The organism is Haloferax sulfurifontis ATCC BAA-897, assembly GCF_000337835.1.
Lineage (GTDB): Archaea > Halobacteriota > Halobacteria > Halobacteriales > Haloferacaceae > Haloferax > Haloferax denitrificans.
Genome location: NZ_AOLM01000017.1, coordinates 43,598 through 63,601 on the forward strand (window position 1 = coordinate 43,598; position 20,004 = coordinate 63,601).

General features: G+C 68.0%; 18 protein-coding genes and 2 pseudogenes. 10 read left to right on the forward strand and 10 right to left on the reverse strand.

Annotated features, from left to right (window positions below; all coding sequences use genetic code 11):
- The first annotated feature begins 61 nt into the window (after positions 1-61).
- The 6 genes and pseudogenes from C441_RS08650 to C441_RS20685 all read left to right on the forward strand — a co-directional run bounded on the left by C441_RS08650 (position 62) and on the right by C441_RS20685 (position 7,943).
- Positions 62-496: a type IV pilin gene (locus C441_RS08650; RefSeq protein WP_007274762.1), complete on the forward strand. Its 435-nt coding sequence runs from the start codon at positions 62-64 to the stop codon at positions 494-496.
- The gene (locus C441_RS08655; protein WP_007274763.1) at positions 497-1,087 is read left to right on the forward strand and encodes a type IV pilin; all 591 of its coding nucleotides are present in this window, start codon (positions 497-499) and stop codon (positions 1,085-1,087) included.
- A 340-nt stretch (positions 1,088-1,427) separates the two neighbouring features.
- The gene (locus tag C441_RS08660; protein ID WP_007274764.1) at positions 1,428-3,347 is read left to right on the forward strand and encodes a DEAD/DEAH box helicase; all 1,920 of its coding nucleotides are present in this window, start codon (positions 1,428-1,430) and stop codon (positions 3,345-3,347) included.
- A 124-nt stretch (positions 3,348-3,471) separates the two neighbouring features.
- The gene (gene rbcL, locus C441_RS08665) at positions 3,472-4,716 is read left to right on the forward strand and encodes a type III ribulose-bisphosphate carboxylase (RefSeq protein WP_007274765.1); all 1,245 of its coding nucleotides are present in this window, start codon (positions 3,472-3,474) and stop codon (positions 4,714-4,716) included.
- 617 nt (positions 4,717-5,333) lie between these two features.
- Positions 5,334-6,728 (forward strand): annotated as a pseudogene (locus tag C441_RS20680) (cache domain-containing protein); the annotation flags it as partial.
- 111 nt (positions 6,729-6,839) lie between these two features.
- The gene (locus C441_RS20685; protein ID WP_394295365.1) at positions 6,840-7,943 is read left to right on the forward strand and encodes a methyl-accepting chemotaxis protein; all 1,104 of its coding nucleotides are present in this window, start codon (positions 6,840-6,842) and stop codon (positions 7,941-7,943) included.
- Between the two features lie 39 nt (positions 7,944-7,982).
- On the opposite strand, the pseudogene C441_RS08675 reads toward C441_RS20685, so the two are convergent.
- A pseudogene (locus C441_RS08675) lies at positions 7,983-9,680 on the reverse strand (NADH-quinone oxidoreductase subunit D).
- 97 nt (positions 9,681-9,777) lie between these two features.
- On the opposite strand from C441_RS08675, the gene C441_RS08680 reads away from it, so the two are divergent.
- The gene (locus tag C441_RS08680) at positions 9,778-10,440 is read left to right on the forward strand and encodes a helix-turn-helix domain-containing protein (protein ID WP_007274767.1); all 663 of its coding nucleotides are present in this window, start codon (positions 9,778-9,780) and stop codon (positions 10,438-10,440) included.
- Positions 10,441-10,524: 84 nt separating this feature from the next.
- Here the strand turns inward: C441_RS08680 and C441_RS08685 are convergent, their stop codons facing one another.
- The 6 genes from C441_RS08685 to C441_RS08710 form a co-directional block, all read right to left on the reverse strand.
- Positions 10,525-11,496, reverse strand: coding sequence for a ribose 1,5-bisphosphate isomerase (locus C441_RS08685; protein WP_007274768.1), 972 nt, complete (start codon positions 11,494-11,496; stop codon positions 10,525-10,527).
- 48 nt (positions 11,497-11,544) lie between these two features.
- Positions 11,545-13,023, reverse strand: a complete 1,479-nt coding sequence (locus C441_RS08690) for an AMP phosphorylase (RefSeq protein WP_007274769.1) — start codon at positions 13,021-13,023, stop codon at positions 11,545-11,547.
- Between the two features lie 60 nt (positions 13,024-13,083).
- A complete protein-coding gene (gene trxA / locus C441_RS08695) occupies positions 13,084-13,509 on the reverse strand; it encodes a thioredoxin (protein ID WP_007274770.1) in 426 nt (141 codons plus the stop codon).
- A 261-nt stretch (positions 13,510-13,770) separates the two neighbouring features.
- Positions 13,771-14,064 (reverse strand): DUF7521 family protein, encoded by a 294-nt coding sequence (locus C441_RS08700; protein ID WP_049920513.1) that lies wholly within the window; start codon positions 14,062-14,064, stop codon positions 13,771-13,773.
- On the reverse strand, positions 14,064-14,438 hold the full coding sequence (locus C441_RS08705; protein WP_004971053.1) for a helix-turn-helix domain-containing protein: 375 nt from the start codon (positions 14,436-14,438) through the stop codon (positions 14,064-14,066). Before C441_RS08705 ends, C441_RS08700 begins: the two co-directional genes overlap by 1 nt.
- Before the next feature lie 27 nt (positions 14,439-14,465).
- Positions 14,466-15,812, reverse strand: a complete 1,347-nt coding sequence (locus tag C441_RS08710; protein ID WP_007274772.1) for an oxidoreductase — start codon at positions 15,810-15,812, stop codon at positions 14,466-14,468.
- Between the two features lie 92 nt (positions 15,813-15,904).
- On the opposite strand from C441_RS08710, the gene C441_RS08715 reads away from it, so the two are divergent.
- The gene (locus tag C441_RS08715) at positions 15,905-16,933 is read left to right on the forward strand and encodes a succinylglutamate desuccinylase/aspartoacylase family protein (protein WP_007274773.1); all 1,029 of its coding nucleotides are present in this window, start codon (positions 15,905-15,907) and stop codon (positions 16,931-16,933) included.
- A 49-nt stretch (positions 16,934-16,982) separates the two neighbouring features.
- Here C441_RS08715 and C441_RS08720 read toward each other — a convergent pair whose 3' ends face one another.
- The 3 genes from C441_RS08720 to C441_RS08730 are packed head-to-tail and all read right to left on the reverse strand — an operon-like array spanning position 16,983 to position 18,554.
- The gene (locus C441_RS08720) at positions 16,983-17,192 is read right to left on the reverse strand and encodes a hypothetical protein (protein WP_007274774.1); all 210 of its coding nucleotides are present in this window, start codon (positions 17,190-17,192) and stop codon (positions 16,983-16,985) included.
- Positions 17,189-17,707: a macro domain-containing protein gene (locus C441_RS08725; protein ID WP_007274775.1), complete on the reverse strand. Its 519-nt coding sequence runs from the start codon at positions 17,705-17,707 to the stop codon at positions 17,189-17,191. Before C441_RS08725 ends, C441_RS08720 begins: the two co-directional genes overlap by 4 nt.
- Position 17,708: 1 nt before the next feature.
- Positions 17,709-18,554, reverse strand: coding sequence for an aldo/keto reductase (locus C441_RS08730; protein WP_007274776.1), 846 nt, complete (start codon positions 18,552-18,554; stop codon positions 17,709-17,711).
- Positions 18,555-18,666: 112 nt separating this feature from the next.
- Between C441_RS08730 and C441_RS08735 the strand changes: the two genes are divergently transcribed.
- On the forward strand, positions 18,667-19,353 hold the full coding sequence (locus C441_RS08735) for a YqjF family protein (protein ID WP_007274777.1): 687 nt from the start codon (positions 18,667-18,669) through the stop codon (positions 19,351-19,353).
- A gap of 142 nt (positions 19,354-19,495) precedes the next feature.
- A complete protein-coding gene (locus C441_RS08740) occupies positions 19,496-19,942 on the forward strand; it encodes a hypothetical protein (protein ID WP_004972323.1) in 447 nt (148 codons plus the stop codon).
- Positions 19,943-20,004 lie beyond the last annotated feature (62 nt).

Below are 20,004 nucleotides of genomic sequence, written 5' to 3' on the forward strand. Positions count from 1 at the left end.
CATACCGCGTTCCGGGTGGGTTTTCCGCGGATTAACCGCGTATGTATACGATAAACAACTCATGAAATTAAACCAACTATTCGCAGACGACGACGCGGTGTCGCCGGTCATCGGTGTGATTCTGATGGTCGCGATCACCGTCATCCTCGCGGCCGTCATCGGGACGTTCGTGCTGGGCCTGGGTGACCAAGTGAGCGAGACAGCGCCGCAGGCAACGTTCAGTTTCGATTACGACAGCACATCCGGCTCGGAGTTATTAACGATCACTCACGAGACTGGCGACGCGATTGACCCAGCAAGACTGGAAGTCGTTAGTCCCACGATTGGCACTGTCAGTTGGTCTAATACTGGATCCGACTCACTAGTGAATGCGGGCGATTCCCAAGAGTTCAGTAGTGGCACTGCTATCCCGTCCGGCGAAACAGTACGCATTGTCTGGACATCTGAGAGCGGGAGCACCTCTGCAACGCTCCAGAGTTGGACCTACAACGGGTAAATGAACGTTAAACACCTCATCCGTGACGAAGACGCTGTATCGCCAGTCATCGGTGTGATTCTGATGGTCGCGATTACCGTCATCCTCGCGGCCGTCATCGGGACGTTTGTGCTCGGATTGCGGGGGCAGACCGAGTCGGCACCGAACATGGCATTCGATTTCGATGAGGAGAAAGGACAGGTTCGAGCGTTGGATGGTTCCCTACTGAACAGTCATTTTAACGGGTCTCACCACCCGTCATCTCCAGCCGGGGAACCGTATCATGATAACATCACTGTCGCAGTCGTCGTAGAGTCGGGCGAATCAGTCGACACCTCGAATATAAATATCACCGTGAACGGCGAACAGGCCTGGGGTGTGATTGACCCCGGTTCTGGGGAGACAGACACGGAGAAACCGTTCACCTCCGGAGACCTGTCGGCAAGCTCGAAAGCGACGATCTCTCTGTACGGTGATTCCGTCACAGATGGCCAGAACGTCGTTGACAGTCTGGGCAGTGGCACCGAACTCCGCGAGGGCGACGTCATCCGCGTCGTCTGGACTTCGGACAGCGGCGAGACGAGTTCCGTCCTCGCAGATTACACCGTCTAACATCCGACGCGAAACGATTTTTCGTGACAACACAACGACCGCGAGTACCGCCGCAGTTATTTCCACACCGCCGCCACCGACCGCTCGTTGACTAGTTCCAACGTCGGGGACAGCCCGACGGATGCTCGTGCGACTCCGAATCCGACGGTGGAGACAATAGAAGGGCTGTTCGGTATATAACGGTGGAAAACGAGTCATGAAGGACGAGCGCGTCGTTGTACGACACCCGCGCGATGCTGGTGTGCTGTCTTTGCCCACCCGACTGCCGACCCGAACGACAGCCGACGACCTCCCCGTCGGCGAAGATACTTATGTGAGTCCGCCGCCACCTCTGTGACAGATGCGCGTGCGTGACCTCCCGCTGTCGGCGGCCCTCGTCTCCCACTACGAGTCGAACGGTATCGAGGAGCTGTACCCGCCGCAGGCCGCCGCCGTCGAGGCCGGCGTCGCGGCGGGCGGCCGCGTCGTCGCCGCCATTCCGACCGCCAGCGGCAAGACGTTCATCGCGGAACTCGCCATGCTCACCGCCGACGGGCCGGCGCTGTACATCGTCCCGCTTCGCGCGCTCGCCCGCGAGAAGTACGAGACGTTCGACCAACTCCCCGGCGTGAGCGTCGGCATCTCCACCGGCGACTTCGACGCCGACGAGGCGGAACTCGGCGACCACGACATCGTCGTCGCCACGAGCGAGAAAGTGGACTCGGCGATTCGAAACGGCGCGCCGTGGGTCGAACGCCTCGCCTGCGTCGTCGTCGACGAGGTCCACCTCCTCGGCGCGCCGGGGCGCGGGCCGACGCTCGAAGTGACGCTTTCGACGCTCCAGCGCCGCGTCCCCGACCTCCAGCTCGTCGCCCTCTCGGCGACTGTCGACAACCCCGAGGCCATCGCCGACTGGCTCGACGCGGAGCTCGTCGAGAGCACGTGGCGGCCCGTCTCGCTCCGGACCGGCGTCTACGCCGACGAGACCGTCGAGTTCGACGACGATACCGACCTCGACGTGGTCGTCCCCCCGACCGGCCCGAACGACGACGAGGCAACCGAGGCGACCGTCGCGCTCGTCGAAGACGCGGTCGAGACCGGCGGGCAGTGTCTCGCGTTCGTCCGGTCGCGCCGCGAGGCCGAGGCGCTGGCCGACCGCCTCGCCGACGAGGAGCTTTCGCCCGCGCCCGCCCTCGGCGACGAACTCGACGAACTCGGCGGCACCGCGACCGGCCGTCAGCTCTCGGAGTGCGCCCGGACCGGCGTCGGCTTCCACCACGCCGGCCTGCGGAGCGCCCACCGGGTCGCCGTCGAGAACGCCTTTCGGGACCGCCGGCTCGCGGTCATCTGCGCGACGCCGACGCTCGCCGCCGGGGTGAACGTCCCCGCCCGCCGGGTCGTCATCCGCGACCAGAAGCGCTACACCGGCGACGCGATGGAATGGATTCCCGTCCTCGACGTCCACCAGATGTGCGGCCGCGCCGGTCGCCCGCACCTCGACCCGTTCGGCGAGGCGGTCCTCGTCGGCGACGCGGACACGAAAGCCGAGCTGTTCGACCGCTACGTCACCGCCGACGCGGAGGCCGTCGACTCGCAGTTCGCCGACCCCGAGGCGCTCCGAACACACGTTCTGTCGGTCGTCGCCTCCGGGTTCGCCGACAGCCTCGACGGCGTCGCCGACGTGTTTTCAGCGACCTACTACGCCCACCAGCACCCCGACGTCGACCTCGCGGAACTCGTCGCCGAGGTGGTCTCGGAGCTCGAAACGATGGAGCTCCTCGACGTGACGGGAGAGACGCTGTCGGCGACGACGCTGGGCGCACAGACCTCCAGACAGTACGTCTCGCCGACGACCGGTGCGCGCATCGTCTCGGGCATCCGGACCATCGAGGAGATGGCCGACGAACACGTCACCGCCCGGACCGCCCTCGAAGTCGTCTGCGACACGCCCGATATGCACGACACCTACCTCGGCAACCGAGAGCGGGCGCTGATGTACCAGTACGCCCGGAGCCACGCCGCGGAGTTCACCACCGCGATGCACGACGCCGACCCCTTCGAGGAGTGGCTGACGGCGGTCAAGACCGCCCGCATCCTCCACGAGTGGACCGAGGGGTCGGACATCGAGGAACTCGTCGAGCGGTACCGAATCGGACCGGGCGACGTGGAGTCCCGCGTGGAGCGCGCCGAGTGGTTGCTGGGCGCGGCGGACGCCCTCTGTGCCGCCCTCGACGCGGACGTGCCCGAGTTCCGCGAGGTCCGGGCGCTGTTGTCGCCCTGAGGCGGGACCGACCCACACGACGTCCCGACTCACCCACTTCGGGCCGAGCCGTGTGTCTTCGCGTCGAGGAGCCAAAGTCGCTTCGGGATGCCGTTTTAAGCTTCGCGGGAGCGTAGGCGAGGCTATGGGTATCACGTACGAAGACTTCCTCGACCTCGACTACGAACCGACCGACGAGGACCTCGTCTGCACCTTCCGAATCGACCCCGCGACGGGGATGTCGACGGAGGCGGCGGCGAGTCGCGTGGCCTCGGAGTCCTCCAACGGGACGTGGGCGGCCCTCCAGACCGGCGCGGACTTCACCGACATGGGCGCGACGACGTTCGACATCGACGGCGACCTGATTCGGGTCGCCTACCCCGCCGGGCTGTTCGAACCCGGCAACATGCCGCAGGTGCTGTCGTGTATAGCCGGCAACATCATGGGCATGAAGGCGGTCGACACGATTCGCCTCCTCGACTGCGAGTGGCCCGAGTCGGTCGTCTCGGCGTACCCCGGCCCGCTGTACGGGTCGTCGGTCCGCGAGGAGATATTCGGCGTCACCGACCGCCCTATCACGGCGACAGTCCCCAAGCCGAAAGTCGGTCTCTCGACGGCGGCGCACGCGCAGGTCGGCTACGACGCGTGGGTCGGCGGCGTCGACCTCCTGAAGGACGACGAGAACCTGACCGACCAGTCGTTCAACCCCTTCTCCGACCGTCTGACCGAGTCACTGTCGCTCCGCGACGACGCCGAAGACGAGACGGGCGAGACGAAGTCCTACCTCATCAACGTCACCGCCGACACCCAGACGATGCTCGACCGGGTGGACGAGGTGGCCGCGCAGGGCGGCGAGTACGTCATGGTGGACATCATCACCGCGGGCTGGGCGGGGCTCCAGACCGTCCGCGAGCGCACCGAGAAACACGGCCTCGCCATCCACGCCCACCGCGCGATGCACGCCGCCTTCGACCGGCTTCCGGCCCACGGCGTCTCGATGCGGGTGCTCGCGCAGGTGGCTCGCCTCTGCGGGGTCGACCAGCTCCACACCGGCACCGCCGGCCTCGGCAAGCTCGCAAACGAGGACACCGTCGGCATCAACGACTGGCTCGCGGGCGACCTCTACGGGACGACCGACGTGCTCCCGGTCGCCTCGGGCGGGCTCCACCCCGGCTTGCTCCCCGACCTGCTCGACGCCACGGGGACGAACGTCTGCGTCCAACTCGGAGGCGGCATCCACGGCCACCCCGACGGCACCCGCGCGGGAGCGGTGGCGCTCCGGTCGGCCATCGACGCCTACGCCGAGGGGCGGTCTATCACCGAGGCCGCCGAGGAGACGCCCGAACTCGCGGTCGCCCTCGATAAGTGGGGAACGGAGACGCCGCGGTAGGCCGCGGTAGGTCGACTCGGGCTCATCCGCCTTCGCAAGTGTTGCTATTTCGTGACAATGGTTCGAAACTCGTTGAATGATTACTGCAATACCGAGTGAGAGATTGGCCCGCTATTCTGTGGGTTTCGAAGCGGGTTCGTCGTTTGAATATCGATGATAATAATTGGCGAGTGAGTTTTATACGATTGTTTTCGCAGAGCTACAGTCAGAGTAATTCGGCCACTACCGGCTGTTCGGCGCACATTGGGGGACGCCGGGGATTCGCCGATATCACCCACATCATGAAGATACGAACGAAACTTATCGCGCTCTGTCTCGCCATCTCGCTGATTCCCGTGTCAGTCGTCGGCGTTGCGGGCGTCCAAGGAATGGATAGTATTGGAAATTATGCACAAGGACAGAGCGAGGCGACGCTCGAATCACAGATCACCGGCGACCTGAACCACACCGTCGCCGCCCGGCAAGAGGAGATACAGAACCTCCTCGACGCCCGTCGAATCGACGCCCTCGCGCTGGCGGACTCGGCACCCGTGCAGAACTACGAGGCCGCCCGGGACGGGGAGATGGAACTCGTCCAAGAACAGAGCCAAGCGCAGTTGGGCTACATGGCGCTCCAGATGCGCGCCACCGTCGAGACCACGAAGCAGTCCGTCCTCGCGAACCAGTACGGCGGACAGGACTGGGCGGACCTCTCCCCGGCGCAACAACAGCAGGTGAAAGACCGAGTCGAGGCGCGAATCGCCGGGACAGCAGGAAGCGGCGTTCAACAGAGCGGGACGCTCTCCGACGCGTTCTACCCCGGTTACGTCGGCTCGACCGGGTACGCGTTCATCCTGAACGGGGACCTCGACTTCGTCGTCCACCACGGCCTCGACGACGGGGTCAACACCGTCGAAGACACCGGGATAACGGCGTTCAATCAGGTGCCCGCCGAAATCGAGTCGAACGCCGCCGTCCGCGACGGCGAGGACTGGGGCATCGTCGAGTACGAGTGGGAAGACACCACTCAGGAGGGCAACCCCGTCGAGGAGAAGTTCGTCGCGTACACCTACCACGAGGACTTCGACTGGGTGCTCGCGCCGAGCGTCTACTACTACGAACTGCAGACGGCCGCCGTCGCCGACGCCCGCGGCCAGATTAACGACTCGTTCCGGAGCTACCTCGAAACCCGCGCCGTGACCATCGACGGCGAGGAGCACCCCGCCTACGACGAGGTGCTGTTCACCGACGAGAACGGACAGGGCATCGTCCAAGCGACCCGCACCGACGACGGCATCGCCACCGAGTCGGTGGCCGACACCTCGTTCGCGGACGAGGCGTGGTTCGAGTCCGCGACCGAACTTCAGGACGGCGAAATCCAGGTCAGCGAGGTCACGAACGTCGGCGGCGACGCCGCCGTCTACGTCACCGCGCCGGTGTACCGCGGGGGAGAACTCGCGGGCACCATCACGCTCCAGTTCAACTTCGAACTGCTCAACACGCTCATCGACGACATCCAGGTGGGTGAGACCGGCCACCTGAGCATCGTGAGCGAACGCGGGACGCTGTTGACCGACTCGCGGGAGTCGCTCGGCTCCGTCGAGTCCGAAATCGCGAGGAACGTGACCGCGATTGTCGGCCAGAGCGGACTGACAACTCACGAGACGACCGGCGACGACGACGAGTCGGCTCGCTACTTCGTCGGCTACGCGCCGCTCCACTTCGGCAACGGGCAGTACGAACTCGTCGCGACCGTCCCCGAGTCCGACGTGACGGCCCCGGTCGAACAGCTCGGGCAGGCGATGAACGACCGGGCGGACACCGCCCGGAACGTCATGCTCCTGTTAATCGTCGGCATCATCGCGGTCGTCATCGGCGTCGGCTACGTGGCCGCTCGGTACTTCTCGGAGCCGATAGAGGCGCTTCGGGACCGCGCGCAGTCGCTCGCCCGCGGTCGGTTCGACGACGACGAGGACATCGACGCCAACGACGACGAACTCGGCGAACTCGTCGAGGCGTTCGACGACATGCAGGAGAACCTCCAACGGCAGGTCTCTGCGCTTCGAACCGCCGGGACGGAACTCGGCGACGGCAACCTCGACCAGAACCTCCGGACCGACCTCCCCGGCGAGTTCGGCGCCATCATGTCCGACCTCGACACCGGGATTCAGAAGCTCCAAGACGGCTTCGTCGAGGTGCAGTCCGTCGCCGACGAGTTCGCGGCGGTGAGCAACGAGACGGTGTCGAGCGCGAAGGAAATCGAGTCCGCGAGCCAGGAGACCGCGCGGTCGGTCGAGGAAATCGCCCACGGCGCGGAACAGCAGACCGAGCGGCTCCAGACGGTCGCAAACGAGATGAACGACCTCTCGGCGACCATCGAGGAGGTCGCCGCCTCCGCCGACGGCGTCGTCCAGTCGGCGAACCAGGCCGTGTCGCTCGCCGACGAGGGGCGCGAGCACGCCGCGGAGGCGACAGACGAGATATCGACCATCGAGACCGAGGCCGACGAGGCGGTCGAGCGGGTCGAAGCCCTCGGCGAGCAGGTGGGCGAAATCAACGAAATCGTCCAGCTCATCAACGACATCGCGGAGCAGACGGACCTGCTCGCGCTCAATGCCTCCATCGAGGCCGCCCGCGCGGGCGAGGCCGGCGAGGGCTTCGCCGTCGTCGCCAACGAAATCAAGGCGCTCGCCAAGGAGGCCAGTCAGGCAACCGACGAGGTGGAAGCCCAAATCGACGAGGTGCGCGACCGCGCCGACGACACGGTCGACGACATGCAGTCCATGCAGGAGAGCGTCGAGAGCGGCTCCGAGACCATCGGCGACGCCATCGAGATGTTCGACCACATCTCCGGGGCGATTCGGGAGGCCGAACACGGCGTCGAGGAGATTTCGCAGGCGACCGAGAATCAGGCCGTCTCGACCGAGGAGGTCGTCTCGATGGTCGACGACGTGTCGAGCGTGAGCGAGGAGACCACCTCGGAGACGGCGACGGTCTCCGCGGCGACCGAAGAGCAGACCGCCGCCATAAACGAGGTCACGCGGAACATCCGGCAGGTGTCGGAGTCCGCCCAGTCGCTCAACGACCTCGTCGGCCGGTTCGACGTCGGAAACGGCGGCGGAAGCGACCGCGGCGGCGACGCTCCCGCGGCGGCCGGCACGACCCCCGACGGGTCGCCGCCGGCGGGGTCGCAGGCCGTCGCCGACGGCTCGGGTGAGGGAAGCTCCGTCCCGTCGGCGGACGACTGAGTCGGAAACGACGCCCGGTCCCGGTCGTCTCGCCGACGACTACCGGTCTACTTCTCCCATTATCGTGTCGAGGCTCCCGAGCGCCGCGATGAGGTCCGGGATGTACTCGCCTTCGGCCATCTCGGGGAGCGCCTGCAGGTTCGAAAACGAGGGGCCGCGAATCTTGAACCGCGCCGGGGTGTCGGTGCCGTCGGCGCGGATGTAGATACCCAACTCCCCTTTCGCGGCCTCGACGGCGCGGTACACCTCGGTGTCGTCGTCCGGTTTGATGGTTCGCGGGACGTTCGACTGGACGGTCCGTTCGTCCTCGGGCCAGCCTTCGAGCAGGTCGACGCACTGGGCGACGATGTTGGCCGACTCCTCGACCTCGCGGAGGCGGACGAGCAGGCGCGCGAAGTTGTCGCAGTCCTCTTCGACGGCGACCGCCCAGTCGAGTTCGTCGTAGTAGCCGTAGGGGTCGTCGCGGCGGAGGTCGTAGTCGATGCCGGAGCCGCGGGCGACCGGTCCCGTCACGCCGTAGTCCTTCGCCACCTCGGGCGGGAGGATACCGGTGTCGACCGTGCGGGCCTGCAGAATCTCGTTCGCCGTCAGGAGGTCGCGGTACTCCCGCAGTTTCTCGGGGAGGTCGTCGACGAAGCGCCGAATCTTCTCGAAGAACGCCTCGCGGGGGTCGGGGAGGTCCCAGACGACCCCGCCGAGCCGGAAGTAGTTGAACATCAGCCGCTGGCCCGTGAGGTCTTCGAGGATGTTCTGGACGAGTTCGCGGTCCCGGAGCGCGTACTGAAACGTCGCCGTGAAGTCGCCGATGACGTCGAGGGCGTACGCGCCGACCGCGAGCATATGCGAGAGGATGCGGCTCAGTTCGGCCGCCAGTGTCCGGAGCACCTGCGCGTACTCGGGCACGTCGATGTCCGCCAGCGCCTCGGCGGTGCGGGCGTAGGCCCACTCGTTGAGGAGGCCGCCGCCGCCCCAGTCCCAGCGGTCGGGGTACGGCATAATCTGGTGTCGGTAGGTCCCCCGCTGGCACATCTGCTCCTCACAGCGGTGGATGTAGCCGATGTCGGGCTCGACGTCGGCGACCTACTCGCCGTCCAGTGCGACCTGCAGGTGCATCACGCCGTGGGTCGCCGGGTGGTGCGGCCCGATGTTGAGGAGCATCGTGTTCGTGTCGGCGCGGCCGTCTTCGGCGAGCGGGTTCGCGTTCTCGTCGTACCGGACGACTTGGGGCCGCGTCTGGTCGTAGTCCAGCCCGAGCGGGTGACCCTGCCACGTCTCCGGCAGGAGGATGCGGCGCAGGTCCGGGTGGTCCTCGTACCCGACGCCGACGAGGTCGTACGCCTCCCGCTCGTGCCACTCGGCCGTCCGAAACACCGGCGCGGCAGACTCGCTCACCGGGTCCGAGCGGGGCGTCGGGACGACGACGCTCGCCTCTCGGGTCGGGTCGTCGTACGACTTCAGGTGATAGACGGACTCGTAGCGGTCCTCGTACTCCTGTGCGGTCACACACGAGAGGTGGTCGAGGCCGAGACCGTCGCGGAGGGCCGAAAGCGACGACTGCACCGCGTCGGGGCGAATCTGCACCGCGGGCGCGTGGACGTGCTCCTCGGTGGCGAGGGCGGCGTCCCCCAGCGCCCGCCGGAGCGCGTCGGCGTCGAGGGGACCGGCGTCGTCGGCGGCGCGCGCGGCGGGGTCGTCGTCGTCGGACTCGGGGGTCTGTCGCGGGCGTTCGAGTGACATGGCGGCTGACGCCCGTTCGTTCGTCCGGCCGTCGGTTCGGCGTTCTGCCTCACGAGTGCGGTCAGTTTTTATGTCGCGGTCGAATCAACCCGCTGGCATGAAATCCGTCAGGCTTCGATTCGCGCCCGACGACGAGCAGATGCACCCGATGCACGAGTTCGTCGTCGACCACGAGGCGTTCGAGCGGACCGAACTCCACCACTGGAACCCGACGGTGACCGACAGGAACACCATCGTCTTCGAGGTGTTCGGCTCCGACATCGAGGCCTACGAGGCGGCGCTCGCGGAGACGGAGCGCATCCGGTCGTACGAGGTCTCACAGCTCCCCGGCGACTCCTTTTTCATCGTGGTGAACGAGCGGCTCGACGCGGCGGGCGCGAGACAGACGGCGGCCGTCACGCGGGGCGACCTCATCGTCGTTCCGCCGGTCGTCTTCGACGGCGACGGCGCGGTGTCGGTGACGCTCGTCGGCACCGACGACGCCCTCCAGTCGGCGGTCGAGGAGATGCCCGAGGGCCGCGGCCTCGAAATCGTGCGGGTGCGGGAGTACACGGGTCCGGGGAGCGTCTCCGCCGGGTCGCTGTCGCCCCGCCAGCGCGAGGCCGTCGAGGCCGCCGTCGACTGCGGCTACTACCGCGAGCCGCGGACGGGGGCGGTCGCCGACGTGGCCGCCCGGCTCGACTGCTCGACGAGCACCGCGGCGGAACACCTGCGAAAGGCGGAGATGAAAGTCATGGGCGACCTCGTCGACGGGCCGTGACCGCGGGTCAGTCCGCGACGACGGTCCGGACCCTGACGACGACTCCGGCTACGGTTCGGCCCGCGACGGCGGTTTGGGACCGTCCTACGGTTCGACCCGCGAGGACGGCTCCGCCCACGGTTCGCTGGTTCCCTCGCCGAACAGCTCCCGCATCAGGATGACGATGCTCTCGGGCGGGAACTGCCCGCGCTCGGTGACGATGGCGTCCACGTAGCGCGGCGGCGTCACGTCGAACGCGGGGTTCTTGACGGTCGGGTTGCCGAGTTCCGCGAGCGTCTCGTCGTCGACGACCTCTGCGGTGTCGCGCATCTCGATATCGACGGTGTGGCCGGTCATCGTCCCCGGGTGGAGCTTGAGCGTCTGCGCGGCGACCATGATGGGCGTCCCCCGGTCGCGGGCGTTGACCGCGAGGCCGCTCGTCCCGATTTTGTTGACGACGCTCCCGTCGGCCGCGACGGCGTCCGCGCCGACGAGTACGTGGTCCACGTCGTTGAGGTAACGCCGCGCCGCCGAGTCGACGATGAGCGTGACGGGCACGCCCAGTTCGTCGAGTCGCTTCGCGGTGATGTGCCCCTGATTTCTGGGTCGGGTCTCCTTGACGACGGCCTCGATGTGTTTCCCCTGCTCGACCGCCGCCTCGACGCACGCCAGCGCGTCCGTCGAGTGGCAGTGGGTCATGATGGTGTCGCCGTCGCGGAGGCGGTTCGCGCCGACCTCGCCGAGGTCGGCCTGGGCCCGTTCGAGGCGGGCGCGGAACTCGTCGGCCGACTCGACGACGTTCTGCCGGAGCCCCTCGACGGTCGTACTCGACATGCCGCGGAGGACGTACCGGAGGGCGTTGGGGAGGCTCACGGCGGTCGGCCGCGTCTCGTAGAGCGCCCGCGCGGCCGTGCGGAGTTCGGCGCGGAACGCCTCGGCGTCGGCGGCGTCGCTCTCCGTGGCCTGCGTCCGAAGCGCCCGCGCGGCCGCGTCGGCGATGGTCGCCGCGCCGCGAATCTCCATCGTGTCGATTTCCGTCGCGGTGCGCCGGACCTCGGGGTGTACGCGGTCGTCCATGCGGGAACTACGGGCGTCGAATGGAAAAAGGTCGCCGCGGCGACGCTCTCAGACCCGGTCGACAAGCGCCTCGTCGGGGTGTCGGACCCGGACGGTCTCGACGCGCTCGGTGAGCGCCTTCGCGTCGGCGAGTTTGTCCTCGGACTCGGCGTGGACCGTAAACAGCGTCTCGCCGCTGGCGGACATCTCGCCGACGCGGCGGTGGAGTTCGAGGCCCGCGCCGGGGTCTCGCGGCGCGCCGGCCCGGCGGGCGACCTCGTTGACGAGGCGGTTGTTGACGTGCGTGACCACGCCGTCGCGGGTGGCGCGGACCGCGGCGGTGTGCCGGCCGGGCGAGAGGTCCGCGGCCTCCACGTCGGGGTCGCCGTTCTGCGCGGCGAGTATCTCGCGGAAGGTCTCCTCGGCCCGCCCGGAGTCGAGGATGTCGGCGGCGTCGGCGTCGACGCCGGTGGACTCGAAAAGCATGTCGGCGAGGCGAATCGCCTTCATGCGGAGGTCGTTCGGGCCGCCGCCGGCGAGCGTGGCGAGGACCTCGCGGGCTTCGAGCACGGGGCCGACGCCGCGGCCGACCGGCGCGGCCCCGTTCGTGATGGCGCACTCGATGGCCATCCCGAGGTGGCCGCCGACGCGGTTGAAGTCCTCCGCGAGTTCGCGCGCCTCCGCGAGGCTCTCGACTTTCGCGCCCTCGCCGTAGGGGATGTCCACGACCACGTTGGTCGAGCCGGCGCTCTTTTTCTTCGAGAGGACCGAGGCGATGAGCTGTCCCTTGGGGTCGATAGAAAGCGGCGTCTCGGCGCGGATGATGCGGTCGTCGACCGGCGAGAGGTTCACCGCGCCGCCCCAGACGAGACAGCCGCCGGTCTCCCCGACGATGTCGCGTATCTCCGGCACGGAGAACTCCACGTCGCAGAGGACCTCCATCGTGTCGGCGGTGCCCGCCGCGGAGGTGACGGCCCGCGAGGAGGTCTTCGGAATCTTCAGCCCCGCCGCGGCGACGATGGGGACGAGAATCGGCGTGACGCGGTTGCCCGCGACGCCGCCGATTGAGTGTTTGTCGGCGATGACCGGCTCTTCCCACGCGATGGATTCGCCGATGTCCGCCATCGACTCCGTGAGGTGCATCGTCTCCTCCATGGACAGCCCGTTCGTGTAGGTCGCGGAGACGAACGCGCCGAGTTCCACGTCGGCGAGGCGCTCCTCGTAGATGTCGCGGACGAGTCGGGACAGTTCGTCCGCGTCGAGTTCGATGTCGTCGAGCTTCTTGCGGATGTAGTACACCGAGTCCGGTTGCGGCGCGACCGACACCTCGACTGCGCCTTCGAGGTGGTCGAGACGGCGCGTCACCCCGAGGGTCCCCTCGGAGACGAGTTCGTCCGTCAGTTCCACGATGCCGATAGTCGTCCGCCCGTCCCGGCGCAGTTGGACGCGTTCGAGGGCGTGAACCCCGAGTTCGGCCGCGTCGCTCTCGTTCAGGAGGACCGTCGGAGACCGGGTTCCGATGTCGATGTGCTCGGCGACGAGTTGCATACCCGATGGTCGGACGATACCGTCAAGAAATCGACCCCGAGTCCCGGGGAGGGAGAACGCCTACGCGAGCCGGGATTCGACGAGGTTCTTCAGGTCGTCGTAGCCGCGGACGCCGACGAGCTGTTCGACCGCCTCGCCGCCGGCGAAAAGCACCATCGTCGGGACGCCCCGGACCTGGTACTGGGCGGCGAGCTCCTGGTTCGCGTCCACGTCGACCTTGGCGACCGCGGCGTCGGTGGTCTCCGCGAGCTTCTTCACGGTGGGTTCGAGCATCTTGCACGGACCGCACCAGTCCGCATAGAAGTCAACGAGCACCACGTCGTACGAGGCGACGGCGTCTTCCAGTTCGTCCGCGCCGTCGACGTGGACGGGTTCTGCCGGCCCAGTCGCGGCTTCTTTCACCGCAGTTCCGCCGTCTCCGCGGAGCTTGGATTCGAGTTGTTCGCGTTTCTGCTTCCGGATGTCGGTCAGTTCGTCGTCGGACATACCTACCGATACCGGCCGCGTCCTAATAACGGTTTTGCACAATTAGAGCAATAATGTCTGCAATCACAGAGACGTGGTAACAGTGTGCATTGAATGGAGCGACGCTGTGATTCACGGCGAGAGTCCGGTGAGAAACGACGGGGAACGACGGGAAACAACGGGAAAAAGGCGAAAACGGCGGTGAGAGAACGTGGCGAGCACGACCGCAGTCAGGACGATTCGAAAGCGGTTCGGAACGTGGAGACGGGTCGGCGAGCGCGGTCAGTCGACGTACAGCGAGTAGGTGATGACCGCGAAGCCGACGAGCGTCAACACCGAGTCGAAGAGCAGTCCGGTGGCGAGGTCGACGTTGAGAATCACGTCGAGCGCGCCGCCGAGCATCGCGCCGAGCGTGACGACGCCGAAGCCGAGCGCGAGCGCGCGGAGCGACGCCGCCCCGGTGTTCCGGTACGCCTTGTAGCTGAAGTAGGTGATGAGCCCGCCGAGGACGAGGATGCCCGTCTTGACGACGATAATCATCGTCGCTATCGTCGGCGAGGCGCTGAGGTGCCCCATCAGGTCTCCCTCCGGACCCGCGACCAGATGTCCGCGAGGCGTTCGTCGGGCGTCTGCTCGGGGCGGCCGACCGCGACGTCGAAGTCGCGGTCCTCGTTGAGCGCGATTCGCACCTCGTCGAAGGCGACCTCGTAGGTCGTCGCGTGGTGGCCGTCCGCGCGAATCTGGGTCCCCTCGGCGAGGAGCGCCGCGTCCGTGAGCAGGTCCAGCTTCCTGTACGTCGTCGAAAGCGGGATGTCACACGTGTCTGAGATTTCGCTTGCCGTCATGGGTTCTTCGAGTCCTCTGATGATGGCTCGGGCGTCCGCGTCGTCGAGCGCGTCGAGCACCGCCGTCAGTTCGGCCGACTCCATCGCGGACCGGTCGCGCGCCATTACCCAGACTCACCGACGAGAGCCTTATTAACTCTCCGGGTCGGGCTCGTCGCTATCCGCCGATTCGGGGGCTGTGTCGTACGCGCCCTCCATTCTGAGGGCCCCCGCGCGGGCCAACACCGCGGGCGTTCGACAGACGCCCGGCGCGCCCGTCGCCTGCGGCACCGCGCAGTTGTTGCAGTTCTCGCAGACGACCCGCGTGTCGGCCGCCACGTCGCGGCCGAGCAGTCGCGCCGGGAGCTCCGGTTCGGCGTAGAACGGCCGGGCCATCCCGACGGCGTCGCAGGCGTCGCCGAGCAGTCGGTCGATGTGGCCGCGCTCGCGGATGCCGCCCTCGCAGAGCACGGGCACCGAGACGGCGTCGCGGACGCGGCGGCACAGGTCGGCGTTCCACGCCGGGTCGAAGTCGTACCACGCCGCTTCGATTCGGTTGCCGAGTTCGACGAGTCGCGCCCGGAGCGGGCCGCCGAAGGCCGCGGCGTAGCCGTCGCGGTAGCGGTCGTCGCGCCACGCGCGGGCCGGGAACGACCCCCGGACGATGCTCGCGTCCCAGAACACCGACCCCGAGACGGGGACGAGCGCGTCGTAGCCGGCGTCGTCGAGGCGGCGGCAGATGTCGACCGCGTCGGCCTCGGTCAGGCGTCGGCGGACGCCGGGCGGCGCGGCCGTCTCGGCCGGCGCTTTCGTCATGAGCGGCACGTCGCCCGCCCGCCCGCGGACCTCGTCGGCGACGACCTCCAGAAACCGGACGCCGTCGCCGAACTCGTCGTCCCGGCGGTTGTAGAACGGCGAGAGGAACTGGTGGACGACGCCCATGTTCGCGCCGGCGACGTGGACAACGTCGTAGCCGGCGTCGACGGCCATCGCCGCGGAGCGGCCGAAGTCCGCCGCGAGGTCGTACACCTCCTCGGTCGTCATGACGTGGGCGTCGTAGTCGAGAAAGCCGAGGCCGTCGAGCAGTCTGAGGAGCCGCGGCGGCCGGGAGACGGCGAGCTGTCGCAGGTCGGGGTGGTCCCGTCGGTACGCGGCGTGCCACGTCTCCATGCTCCGCAGGCCGCCGTACTCCAACTGGACCGCGACGGCCGCGCCGTGGTCGTGGAGTCGCTCCGTCACCGCCGACAGCGACGCCGCGAACTCGGGGTCCGCGATGCGGGTCATCCCCGGCGCGGCACAGCCGCCCGTCTCGCGGACGATGGTCGCGCCCTGACAGACGAGGCCCGCGCCGGCCCGCGCCGCGGGTTCGAGTTCCGCCGCGAGGCGCACGGGCGCGTCGGGTCCGGTGCCCGCGCATTCGAGGACCGGCGCGCGGTAGAGCCGGTTTCGGAGCGTGAGCCCGCCGATGTCGAGCGGGTCGTCGAGCCGAGGAGTCGCCATGAGAGAAACGTGGCGCGCGAGCGACGTAAATCGACGCGGCGGTCGGTCGCCACCGGTCAACCTTCTTACCCGTCGCCGCCGATGACCGTCTCATGAACCCCGAACCGTTCAGGTACGACTCGGAGGTGCCGCCGGGCGAGGTGCGACACCTCAGATACGAAATCAGCGAGACGTACCTCGGCGACCCCGTCGAGATACCCGTCACGGTCATCAACGGCGAGCAGGGCGGGCCGTCGGTCTTCATGACCGCGGCGCTCCACGGCGACGAGCTCAACGGCGTGAAGGTGATGCAGGAGGTCGCGAGCCGGTACAACCCCGCGGACATCCACGGCACCATCGTCTGCATCCACGTGGCGAACGTCCCCGGCTACCTCGCCCAACAGCGCTACATCCCCATCTACGACCTCGACCTGAACCGGTCGTTCCCCGGCCGCGACGGCGCGAACACGGCCGAGCGCATGGCGAACCAAATCTACCGCCGGTTCGTCGAGCCCTGCGACCTCGGCATCGACTTCCACACCTCGACGCGCAACCGGACGACGATGTACCACGTCCGCGCCGACATGAACCGCCCCGAGGTCGCACGCCTCGCGCGGTCGTTCGGCGCGAACCTCATCCTCTCGGGCGAGGCCGAGGCGAGTTCGCTCCGCACCGTCGCCACCAACGACGGGATTCCGACCATCACCGTCGAGATGGGCCGCGCCCACCGCTTCCAGCCGGCGATGGTCGACCGCGCGCTCGACGGCGTCGAGAGCGTCCTCGCCGAGTACGGCGTCCTCCCGGACGAGGCGGTCAGCTGGCCGGGCTGGTCGCGCGTCATCGACTCCGCGACCGACAAGACGTGGCTCCGCGCCGACGTGGGCGGCCTCGTCGAGATGCAGTACGGCGACGTGCCCCTCGTCCACGAGGGCGACACCATCTGCACCATCTCGGACCACTTCAAGACGAGAGAAAAGCGCGTCTCTGCGCCCTTTACCGGCCTCGTCGCCGGCGTCCTCCAGAACCCCGTCGCCGCGCCCGGCCACCCGCTCTGTCACCTCGTCAGCGTCGACGACGCGACGCTCCGCGAGATAGAGCGCGAAATCGAGGCCGGCGAGTTCACGGAACGCCCGTGGAGTTAGGCGGGGCGCGTCGAATCAGACGCGCTCGTGTCGCCGCCGCCCCGCTCGGTCAGTCGTCCGCGCCGACCTGCTCGTGGGTGTGGTGGAAAAACCGGACGTGCGGCCGCCCGTCGCGTTCGACCGGCTCGAAGCAGACGCGCCGGTAGCGCTCGTTGTCGAGGAGATTGACGAGCAGGCCGCGGTCGTGGAGCGAGACCGAGTCGTAGGGCGTCGAACAGACCGGACACAGCTCCGGGTCGGTCGCGTCGCTCACCGTCATTTTCCGGTCCCCGACCCGACCGCGTCGGCGACCCGCGAAACCGTCTCGAACTCGTCGTCCGCGTAGGCGATGAACCGAACGTCGCGGAGCGAACTCGGCTCGAACGCCGCGAGTTCCTCGCAGATGAGTCGCGCGCCGTCGGCGAGGTCGAACCCGGCGACGCCACAGCCGAGCGCCGGAATCACGAGCGACTCACAGCCGCGGTCGTCCGCGGCCCGCAGGGCGTTTCGCGTGGCGTCGCGGATGCTCTCGGCGGTCGCCCGCCCGTCGCCGTAGTGGGGCATCGCCGCGGCGTGAATCACGACCTCGGCGTCGAGGTCGAAGGCGTCGGTGACGGCGGCCGCGCCGAGGGCTATCGGCCCCTTCGCCATCGCCGCGTCGTTCAGTTCGGGACCGCCGCCGCGACGGAGCGCGCCCGCGACGCCGGAGCCCATCCGGAGGCTCGTCCCCGCGGCGTTCACCAGCGCGTCGGCCGACTGGGCGGCGATGTCGCCCTGTACGACGGTGTACTCCACGTCAGGCCAGTCGGTCCATGTCCTCGTCGTCGAGGTCGATGTGCGAGGCCGCCACGTTGTCGCGGAGGTGCGAGACGCTGGACGTGCCGGGGATGGGAAGCATCACGTCGGAGCGGTACAGGAGCCACGCGAGGGCGATCTGCTGGGGCGTCGCGTCGTGTTTCGCCGCGACCGCGGAGACGGCGTCGGCCCGGTCGCCGAGGTCGCCCGCGCCCAGCGGGTACCACGGGATGAAGCCGATGCCGTACTCCTCGCAGGCGTCGAGGCTCGCCTCGAACTCGCGGTCGCCGATGTTGAAGCGGTTCTGGACCGTGGCGATGTCGACGATGTCGCGCGCCTCGTCGAGCTGTTCGACCGAGACGTTCGAGAGGCCGACGTGCCGAATCAGTCCCTCGTCTTTCATCTCGGCGAGCGCGTGGACCGAGTCCTCGAAGGAGACGTGCGGGTCGGGGCGGTGAAGCTGATAGAGGTCGATGGTGTCCACGCGGAGGCGGTCGAGGCTTCCGAGGACGGCGTTCCGGAGGTAGTCGGGGTCGCCGTTGGGCTTCCAGTCGCCGTCGGTGTTGCGGAGCAGACCGCCCTTCGTGGCGACCACGAGGTCGTCCGGGTAGGGCGCGAGCGCCTCGCCGATGAGGCGCTCGGAGACGGCGGGGCCGTAGGAGTCCGCCGTGTCGATGAGGTCGACGCCGTGGACGAGCGACTCGTGGAGGACCTTCTTCGCGTTCTCCACGTCGTCCGGCTCGCCGATGATGTCGTCGCCGGTGATGCGCATCGCGCCGAAGCCGAGTCGGTGAACCGTGAGGTCGCCGCCGATGTCGAACGTGCCGCTGGCGTTTTCGAGTCCCATAGATGACAGTTCGTCGCCAGACACCTGTGCGTTTCGCTGGGGGAAATCGACCGCAGAGGGCGGTGCCCGCGACCGCCGAAACCCACACCCGTCGGCGGTCCTAACGGTCGCTATGGACCTCCTGTCGATGCGCTGGCGGCACACGCTGTTCGCCCACTGGCCGGTCGCTCCCGAACTCGTGGAGCCGCGACTTCCCGACCGGCTCACGGTGGCGACCCGCGACGGGCGGGCGTGGCTCGGCGTCGTCTCGTTCGACATGACGGACATCCGCCCGCGCGGGTCGCCAATCGGGTTGGGGTTCCCCGAGGTGAACCTCCGGACCTACGTCGAACCCGCCGACGGCGGCCCCCGCGGCGTCTACTTTTTCACCCTCGACGCCGCCGACCGCCTCGGCGTGACGATGGCCCGACTGGGCTACCGGCTCCCGTACCACTACGCGACCATCTCGGTCGAGGAGCGAGACGGCGCGGTCGACTACGAGAGCTACCGGCCCGCGACGGCCGAGACGCCGGAAGCGCGGTTCGAGGCGACCTACCGGCCGACCGGCGAGGTCCGAACCCTCGACCCCGGGTCGCTCGACGCGTTCCTCGTCGAGAACTACCGCTTTTACACGGACGACTGGCCCGTCGTCATCGGCGACATCGACCACGACCCGTGGCCGATACAGGACGTGGAGGCCGAGATTCGCGCGAACACGATGTTCGAGGCCTGCGGCTTCGACCACCCCGGCGGCGACCCGGTACTCCACTACGCGGCCGCCCTCGACGTGACGGCGAAGCCGCCCGCGGTGCTTCGCTGACATCGTTCGCTTCGGGGTGCTCCGCTGACATCGTTCGCCCCGGGCGAGATGGCTCACGCGAACGCGACGCGTTCGGCTGGGTCGCCTCCCTCGGCCGCCCGAAGGTGAAACCTTCAAGCATCGCTGAACTAACCCGACGGACATGGCACTCATCGACACCGTGATGGCAACGCTCCACCTCGTCGTCGGCGGTCTCTGGACGGGGAGCGTCCTCTTTTTCGCGCTCGCCGTGTTGCCGACCGCCCGCGCCGGGAACATCCGCGCCGCCGCGTTCGAATCGGTCGTCTCCCGGCTGACGATGTGGTCCCGCGGGGCCTCGCTCGTGATGTTCGCGACCGGCGGCCACCTCGCCGGCACGCGCTACACCGTCGACAGCCTGTTCGGCTCCGGCCGCGGCCACCTCGTCCTCGGGATGCTCGCGCTCTGGTTCGTCCTGACCGGCCTCGTGGAAGTCGGCCGCGCCCGCGCGAAAGACGGCCTCGCCGAGAAGAAGGTCCGCACGCCCGCCGAGAAGGCCGCGCCGTTCTACCTCGGTGCCGCGCTCGTCGCCGTCTTGCTCCTCGTCGACGCCGGCCTGCTCCTCAACTGACGCCGGCGCAGACTCCCGAGGACTCCGTAGAATATCTATATCTACGTTCGAAAATATATATT